The sequence below is a fragment of the Prevotella sp. P3-122 genome (assembly GCF_002251365.1).
GTDB lineage: Bacteria > Bacteroidota > Bacteroidia > Bacteroidales > Bacteroidaceae > Prevotella.
On record NZ_NPJH01000006.1, the window covers coordinates 95,941 to 104,894 of the forward strand.

5 protein-coding genes are annotated in these 8,954 nt (G+C 34.9%); all 5 read right to left on the minus strand.

All coding sequences use genetic code 11. From position 1 onward, the window contains the following. Window positions 1-16: 16 nt before the first annotated feature. Genes CIL02_RS01185 through CIL02_RS01205 form a run of 5 tightly spaced genes read right to left on the minus strand, consistent with a single transcriptional unit; the run spans window position 17 to window position 8,648 of the window. Entirely contained in the window at window positions 17-2,944 is a 2,928-nt protein-coding gene (locus CIL02_RS01185; protein WP_094398660.1) for a VPA1262 family protein, read from the minus strand. A gap of 15 nt (window positions 2,945-2,959) precedes the next feature. Next, a complete protein-coding gene (locus tag CIL02_RS01190) occupies window positions 2,960-3,574 on the minus strand; it encodes a hypothetical protein (RefSeq protein ID WP_094398661.1) in 615 nt (204 codons plus the stop codon). Further along, window positions 3,571-4,446, minus strand: a complete 876-nt coding sequence (locus CIL02_RS01195; RefSeq protein ID WP_094398662.1) for a hypothetical protein — start codon at window positions 4,444-4,446, stop codon at window positions 3,571-3,573. The genes CIL02_RS01190 and CIL02_RS01195 overlap by 4 nt, the downstream gene beginning before the upstream one ends. A 1-nt stretch (window position 4,447) precedes the next feature. After that, window positions 4,448-7,624 (minus strand): RNA-directed DNA polymerase, encoded by a 3,177-nt coding sequence (locus CIL02_RS01200; RefSeq protein WP_094398663.1) that lies wholly within the window; start codon window positions 7,622-7,624, stop codon window positions 4,448-4,450. Further along, complete coding sequence (locus tag CIL02_RS01205) at window positions 7,608-8,648, minus strand: CHC2 zinc finger domain-containing protein (protein ID WP_094398664.1); 1,041 nt, start codon at window positions 8,646-8,648, stop codon at window positions 7,608-7,610. Before CIL02_RS01205 ends, CIL02_RS01200 begins: the two co-directional genes overlap by 17 nt. Between the last annotated feature and the right edge of the window lie 306 nt (window positions 8,649-8,954).

The following is an 8,954-nucleotide window of genomic DNA, read 5'->3' on the forward strand; positions in this document are numbered from 1 at the left end:
TATTATTCAAGGAAGATTACTCTATCATCCCCACATTGGATAATCGTTGATCTATATCGTTAATTACAGATTGTATCTCTGGTAACGAAATATTCCATTTTTCACGATACCCTTGACACACCGACACCAATATATACTTCAGGTTTTTCAAAGCGTGTGAATAATCATATAATGAATCCGAACTATGGACTACATATTTATTCTTAGCTATCAAATATTTCTTCAAAAGTGACCGCGATTTTTCAACAACTTGTTTTGTATCTCCACCTATTATGGAATACAATTTTGCAAACGTATCTTGATTGTTTTTATGTGAATCTAAATCTACAGCCCCGTCGAACAATTGATCAAACACCAAACGTCCTACCTCATCTCTATTAAAAATAGCCTTTGACAGCAATGGAGAGACGACATGTTCTGCATAACCGCATTTAGAATCTATTCCAGTTGGTGCCATCATAATCTGACAAAACATGTCAAAGCACTTTTCTTTAGAACATGAAGACAATAAACTAACAAGTTTCTGATAATACAACAATTTACATTTTGATCTATTGCTCATAACCGCAAACTGGCACAGTTTTATCTGCTCATCCTCATTCAGAACGCCGATGCATTTACGTATAAAAGACTCATCTTCTTTTGACACCAAAGCCAGCATACCGAGACCTCGCATCCAGTCTTCATAATCAGTTAGCATTAGTTGTAAGAGGCTTTCCCCATCAGTCGACAAAACATACTGAAATATTTCATGCAGCAACAAGTTAGACACCTTAGCCACAGGCTCTATGGAAATATCCGTCTTTATGGATTTCAACGTCGGGCGTAATTGTCTCAAAACATCCAAAGCATCGCGTCCTGAAATCTTTATAAGAATATTGCAGGCAAAGAACTGTCCCCAAACTCCATAGCCAAACATTTCTTCCCAACAATTATTCACCATATACATTGATGAAAAAGTCAGTAGTTCATCTTGCTCCTTTATTAATAACTCAGAAAGATCTCGATTTGCATACCCCATGCGACATCCGATAAATCCAATAGGATAATCTTCATAATGATGCACCAAAATGTAGTCTTTCAATAAATCTATCAGCCTTCTGTCATTTTTGAAAACTTCAACTATCCTTTTGACAAAGTCATATTCATGAGATGTCGTTGCAAGACAATAGCCAACAGTAGAGATTTTCTCTAAAGTATTTCCGTACAAGATATCTTCCAGCACTCTGTTATAGTCTATTTGATCGGCATCCTTGCACATTCCTTTCAACCACAGATAGAAGCCTTTGTCTGCGATTTTCTTATCTACAGGAAGTGATTTCTCCTTTTGCTGCGAATCATATATTATTTCCGTTTTATATTGTTTTAGCTGCTCTGAAATATATTCGTTGAGGCGTTCCCAAGCCAATCCTCCTATCTGAGTAACAAGCAGCGGTTGCTTATTGGTTGCCCCTTGTAGTGAATTGGATAATGCAAAAGCATCTACACTACCATTTTCTCGATAAAAGAACATATATCTATCATGCAGAATAGCACTACCCACAGGAACATCGATTATCTTTAGATTCATCCTTCCAAATAAAGTTGGGTAAGACTTGAGGTAATTCAAAATATTCTTCTTTCTCTCACCCTCCTCATCGATTGGCACAAAAGAGCTGGTGTTATCTGAATTTGTTTTCAATCGAGTTTGCGTTAGTACAACAATTTCAGGGCTTGTTGTGATAGATGCCAAGAAATACAGGGCAACATCCTCAAAATATGGATCTTGCAAGAAAACAGTAGAACAGCCCTTACATTGTTCCTTGAACCATTCTAAGAAAGAAAGTTTCCCAATTTCATTACTCTCAGAGTTCCAGCCCTTAGGAAAGAACATATCCTTAGTTTTCAATATCTTCTTGAAAGTCCTGTCTCTATCTGTCCAGCTTTTCTTCCTATTCCCTACTATATGTGTTTCTTCTGCCCCATGCTCTATTCTTCCTGCTTTATTGACGATAGACTTTTTATTATCCGGAAGATTGTTTTTTAATCTTTCCAACCAGTCTGTAGAAGCTTTTATCTGCTGACCGATAACTGTCATCGTAAAGGAAATCTGCTTAATAATTGCAAGAGCCGAATCATACACCAACCAACTTGTAGCACCATCTCCAAGCCACACCTTTGTAAAAACAGAATCTATCGGTATGTTGGAAGGTATATCTATTTTCAAATCACTTCCCATGACAGTGTCCTTAGAAGAAATCGTATCACAGAACACCTTATTATCAGACATCATACGAGCATTTACCACCACACGGGAAACACCATGCAACAATTCTTTATTGACCACTACTTGTAGCCCCATCCTGTCATCTACGAGACTGCAATTAATGAGCTGTTTGCCACAAGCATCCCGACTTTGAGTTAAAAGGACTTCCAAATTACCAACATGGTCATAATCCTTTCCGAAAGGGAGATGGGTGTTTTCTTGCAGCCAATTGTCTAAATCGCTTAATCCTTTTGAAGCATATATTGGTATCCTTCCGTCCAATTCGAACAAGCGAGCAGGTTCCATCATGCAGGCCATCATGGAATAGATAATCTGCGAAGAAATCTTATCCACATTCCAGGGAACCTCAACATAAGATTGCTGATAATAAACATCAAAGTCAAAACATGAAGTATCAACACCGATGTGAGCAAAAGCATCTTTCATAGAAATACCATGCAAAAGTTCCTGATACACTCCTAAGATGCGTGTTTTCTCCCCTGCCATCTTGACAGTACTCACAAAGAACCATTTATCACAATATTTTTTCAACTTATTAAATTCGCTCACAGATGGTTTCTTCATGACCTCGTCAGAAGGCGATACCACCCCATAGAAGATACGATATAGCGGATTCGCATTTTTCTTACCAATACGCAACACGAACAAGCGAAGTATCAAGATGTCGGAAATGTTCATATTATTAAAAAGCAATTAATCCTTACTTCTCAAAAACTCAACAAAGATATTCTTCACATAAACCAGATTCATCTTCCACCATTGCCACCCCAATAAAATAGATAAGACTAAGAGAAAAAATAATATTTTGAAAGAGAAAGAAACAAAGATAAGTATCAAGAAAGCTACTATCAAATGAGCGACGAAAAGATTTCTGGATAAAACAGACTGATAATATAGTTCTTTACATATTTCCATGTCTATAGACTGCTTTGCTTTTCTTAAACAGGTAGCAGCCTTTTCATTATTAATTCTTTCGTCATGGTCTATGCTAAGTTTTTCCTTTAATTTTGAAATATCATAAACACAATACCTGCAAAAAACATTTTTTAATATCAAAAGAGAAGGGCGAGGCACTCCTAATCGATACATTAAATATTCGATTTCGCCACTGATTACTTCATTCACAAAACCTACAATAAAGGCGACAAAAAGAAGTAATACTAATACATATACAGATAGTTTTTCTGCAACTAAAAACAAACCATTTCCCAAAGGGTTATCCGCAACAAGCAAACAAACCAACATACCAATTGTAAGATAAAATCCAGGAATTAGGATTTTTATCGTTTCTTGCCATCTATAATTCATTTCTTTTCTGTTTTTAAATTTTCTTTTTTATAATATTTATAGCCCGGAGGAGGACTTTTATATTTCTTTAGGGCATCGGAATTTTCGTTTTGGGCCTTCCAAAGCGATTCGACAGGTAATTTTACAACTTGAGAAGTAAACAATTCCTTGCCCTCATGCTTATAACAATATCTTTCAAAATCATCCTTTGCTGGAGTAAAGCAAACAGAGCCTCCATAATAACCAGTATTACAGATTACAACATTACAATATACCAATCTGGAAATAGACTCTGCCAAGAAATAGAAAGACTTGACATCTTGGTTGAAAGCCAATATAATCAGATGTTGTACTCTTCCCTTATATAGTGTATATCTTTCTATATCATAGAAATCAGCACATATTGCAAAGCCTATTCTTCCATATTCCTTGGTGTCCAAAATATAAAATTTATCACATGAATTCCATTCACCATTCACATATTTCATTTCTCTACGTGCCGCATATTTTTTACCAAAAGTGAGTATTGTTTCAAAACAAGTACCCTTATTATGCGGCCAATGACTTGGAACAATAATCATTGCTTTGTTACTTATCTTTTGTTTGTCTTTCTTAAAATCAAGACCAGCAATAATGATTGACCCAATATTTCTCGCAATTTTCTTCAATTGCCTTTCATATTGCTTAGCGACAACCAATTCTGGAATCACTACTATATCAGGCTTAGCAGACTCTACCATGCTTTCATATTGCGATAGGGCTATATGAATCTGATGCCAAGTTCTTGCAGCTTCCGATATATCCATAAAAGGATATCGTGGATTATGCGAATTCCAAGCTACGCTGTCATCAGTTGAAGGTTGAATAATCGCCAATTTCAAATGTTCTTTCATATCAATATAAGCTTATCTCAGTCAATTGTCTTGACTCTTCATTTGCTACAGACACTAAATTATCTTCCAAGATACTGACAGAATCTCTCAATTCCTTTATTAAATCCTGTAAACCAAGACATTTAACCCCATATAAAGGAGGAATATCGTTTTCTCCTGTATTATCATGTAACATCTTCAAAATTTCCCGATTATAAGCAGAAAGGCAGGAACGAACGATTAAATAGTTTTTCGTCGAAATTGCTCCATCATAAAGTATTCTTAGCAATACACTATCCCATTCAAATCCAAACTCTGGACGATAAAATATCCATGGCAACACTTTTTGCTTTGTAAGAAGTTGTAAGAAAAGTAATCCAATAGCATATAACAGAGCTTCTTCTGATCTCAACACATTTCCTAAAACTTTGTCTGTATAACAATAACATGTATCATCTATATAGGTTTTATCTTTTATTTCAGCATGTACTGAATTGTCTCTCCAATAATGCCAACTACCATATTCACTAAATTTTTTATCTCTTTTCTTTGTACTGATAGTAACAGAAAGAGGATGTATTTTTATTTTCTTTCCATCACATAATTTTTTATTTGCAGCCTCACTAATAGCCAACGCAATTTTTGATGCCATTAATTCTGAGAATCTGACATCAAGCCTAAAATTTTCATTCTTCAACAATTCTCCATTCAAAAAATCTAACCATACAGATATAGTAGTGTTTTTAGAACAATCATCTGGTTTAGTTTGGGTCTTGAAATTATCATATCCTTCAAAATTTTCTCCAAAACTTTTAGCTTCTGGAAGTTTGCTGATTACATAAAAGAACTCAAATGAATTAAAATCCTTTGGCAAAGAATATGGTGGGTTAGCAAAATGTATTTTCTCAAAATCAGCCTCTTTGAAATCCATTAAACATCTGCATATTAAAGGTAAGAAGAAACTCTTCTCTGGACAAATTTTATTAAAATATTGTCCAAAAACAGTCTTTATCTTCATGTCAGAGGTTGGCACTTTAGAATTAATGAGATCTAATCCCCATAACAACCAAAAGTTAAATGGCAAAGACTCATCATGATAAACAATATCATCTCCAAAATCACCTTTTATTTCTATTTTTAACAAATTAAGTTTGTTGACGAAAGCCTTATAAAGTAGCTTTGTCGTATTAAGAATTGCCAAAGAATCAATAACTATATAATGTTCTGATTCCTTTGGCTTAATTTTTAGAACACTCTCTATAAAAGATCTATCATTCCTTTTTTGAGTAGGAGTAATATAATGATCTTCCAATAGACGACTTATTGCTTTCACCAGATTATGCGCCATCCGCAAGTGAAGCATAGCATATAAATATTCACATCCAAGGGGATGAAGTTTCTTTTCATTTTCTATATGGCGAAGCAATTTATATAAATCTATAATTTTCTCAGGAATATTATAAGTACAATAATCAAATGCTCTCAACCATATTTTACTTTTATCAGGTATCTCCATTATAGCCTTTGTCAGCAAACGATATATTTTTTCCTTTTTGGAATTAGACTTAACGCTTCCATTATTTATTACATCTTTCAAAACAGTTGTTGGCGTCAAATCAAGAGGTAAACCCTTTATTTGAGCTATCAATTCATCAAATCTATCAATAGTACCATTAGAAAAGGCCAGCTGATACATACTATCTATTTTTTGACTTTGCTCTTTTCTTTCTTTGTCGGACAAATTCTTTTCATAAACCTTAACTCGATCGATCCATTGCTTTCTGAGTTCATAAACCTTTTCCAAGTCACAATCCCAATCGGCAACCATTCGGGTCAACATGGAACAAGCAAAAGAAACACGAGTATTCTTCTTAATTTCTTGCTCAGGAATATCAGCAACCATCAACATTTGCAAATCCTTGAATACCATATCAAATTCTTTATCCGAAAGCAAATCCAAGTTCAACCCAGATATCTCAGAAACTTTTTGGAGCGTTTCTGTAATGAGAGGAGAAGGATAAAATGGGTCCAAAGAAGCCTTTTTCATCTTCTCTTCTATCTCATTGTCAGAGAGTTCTTGCACAAATATATCTTTTGACAACTCTTTAGGTTCAAGTTTGTCAAAATTAATCTTTACACCTTTTTTCTTGATTAGTTCATCATATTCTTTTATCCATCTATAAAGCTCAATTGGGGATGTAGAAACAAAAACATGATCATCCACATATCGAAAATGTATTACGGTCTTATTCCCTTCAAGTTTAGCTACAATTTTTTTATCTACATCAAGAAGAAAAACATTTGCTAAGAATCCTGCAACAGCAAGGCCTGTAGGCAAGCCTAAAAAGGTTTTTTCTAACTGGATTTTTTCAAGATCCTTTTGGCTGTAATTTAGAGTGTCAATTTTAAAATCAGAGAGTACTTCTATGAGACGACAAAAATCTTCATCATCAGAATAATAGTCACAAATAATACCACTTATTTCCTGCATAGTAGCATATTGATAAAACTTTTCCAAGTCTATACCTGCCCAATACAACCCGCCTTTCTCCTTGTCTGCTTTTATATCAAAATAATTCTTTTCAAGATAAGGAAGTTTCAGATAAGATTTTTCTCCTTGTATCGAATTATTTTCATCAGCTATTTGTTGTTCTTCTTCTGTAAGAGCAGGTATGTCTTTTATATTAGCAAAAGCCATACACTTCAAAGAAGCAGCCAATTGCTTACGATACAATGGCCATGAACGGTTCCATGGTCGATAAATACGAGTAGATGATTTCATAACATCTCCTATTTTCCATTTTCCATCTTCCTTCCAGACCTTGTTGTTTAATCTATTTCCATAGCTCCAAGCAGGCATTTCTCTTTCAAAAACAGGACCGATAACATTAACAACAGCCATCCAGACCACCTGATCTTCAACACTCACCAAAAAGGACTGCCTTACCTGAAGGTTACCTTCTACATCGTTACCTTTAGGGAACGGAGCTGGAAGAAGCGGTTTCTGTTTATAAGTACCATTTAACAAGTCCTGTCGTATTCTCCTTACATTGTCAATCAACAAAAACTTAAACTTAGATATTTCGATTTCGTCAAACCACACATTACCATGATGGAATGATTGTTCTACCTTTCTCCATGCCAATATAAGATTTTCAATATTGGCGACTTCATATATGATGCTATCTTTTTTCTGCATAATATTCTGAATAATCTTTGTATTTAGGATTCAAAATCATCTGATGTAGATAATTGCCGTAAACTCTTAAGGCCTTATCTATTCTTGCAAATAAGCTCTTACCAGAATCATCATTGTCGGCAAACATAAACAGATTCTTATCCTTGAGATACTTTATATATTCTTCTTTAAACGCTCCTGCTCCTGGTATTGCTATAGCTTTCTTACCTTCCGAAAGTAAAGCCAAACAATCCGTTCCACCTTCAGCAATAAATATTGGTGTTTCGGTATCAGCATTTAAAACATCCTGCAGATTGAAAATAAAGCTATCTGAATGATTTGGAAAAGAAAACCTATTGGTTGGATATTCTCGCAAGCTGCGCCCTTGAATTGTATAAATTATACCACGTTCATCATAAAACGGAAACAGCAAGCAAGGACATTCAAAGACGGTTTCATATCTATACTCTTTGAAATTCCATTTTACGATTCCTGCCTTTTTACATCTATCGAGTCCAAATCTATCAACAACAACTTTATAAAATTTGTTGGCATCGGTAATAGATTTGATACCTTTCTGTTCTACAACCTCTTCTTTATATCTTCTGACATGAAAGAGGAAATCCTTTGCGATGTCAGAAAGTTTCGCAACATCCATTATCCATGACAACAATTCTACGTCAGGCACATATTCGGATTTGACCTTCTGGGCTTTTGGTAAAGCAACAGAAATTTTCAACTTTCTATAATCTTTTCTGCCATAGGGAACGTCTATTCCATATGCTTGAATCAACCATTGTGCTGCATCCACAAAACATAGCCCTAACCTATTCATGACAAGAGATATAACATTCCCTCCCCTTGAACAGCCATAGCAATAAAAAGTGTTCTTTCTCACATTGAAATGCAGACTTGGAGAACGGTCATTATGCATAAAGCAAAGGGTGGTTCTTTTGCTGTTTACAGAAAGTCCAAGTTTCTCTGCAACATTTAATATTGGAAGCCCATTAATTTTAACTACAATATCGTCAGGAATATATTTCATATTGATTATCTTTCATAAAATCAAATACGTTTTACTATCCAGTTATTTACCATGCTCATTCCTTTTGCCATAATAATTGTACCCATAAGTCCTAACATGACAAACAACCAATCATTAGTTATCCATTCACGACAAACAAGCAGCGTTGCTCCTTGTACAAGGTAAACCTCGTAAAAGTACCCCCCAGGCCGTCCGAAAACGGCACTTTGAGGCATATCACAGTTGGCAGAGCCGCTATTGCGACTCCACCTGAGCCCATTTAAGGGCATATAAGTTTTCATCTTAAAAAATCAGTTTATGTTAAAC

Coding starts and splice junctions, on each gene's coding strand:
- CIL02_RS01195 (WP_094398662.1), bottom strand. CDS start 4,446: ATGAAAGAACATTTGAAATTGGCGATTATTCAACCTTCAACTGATGAC.
- CIL02_RS01205 (WP_094398664.1), bottom strand. CDS start 8,648: ATGAAATATATTCCTGACGATATTGTAGTTAAAATTAATGGGCTTCCA.
- CIL02_RS01185 (WP_094398660.1), bottom strand. CDS start 2,944: ATGAACATTTCCGACATCTTGATACTTCGCTTGTTCGTGTTGCGTATT.
- CIL02_RS01190 (WP_094398661.1), bottom strand. CDS start 3,574: ATGAATTATAGATGGCAAGAAACGATAAAAATCCTAATTCCTGGATTT.
- CIL02_RS01200 (WP_094398663.1), bottom strand. CDS start 7,624: ATGCAGAAAAAAGATAGCATCATATATGAAGTCGCCAATATTGAAAAT.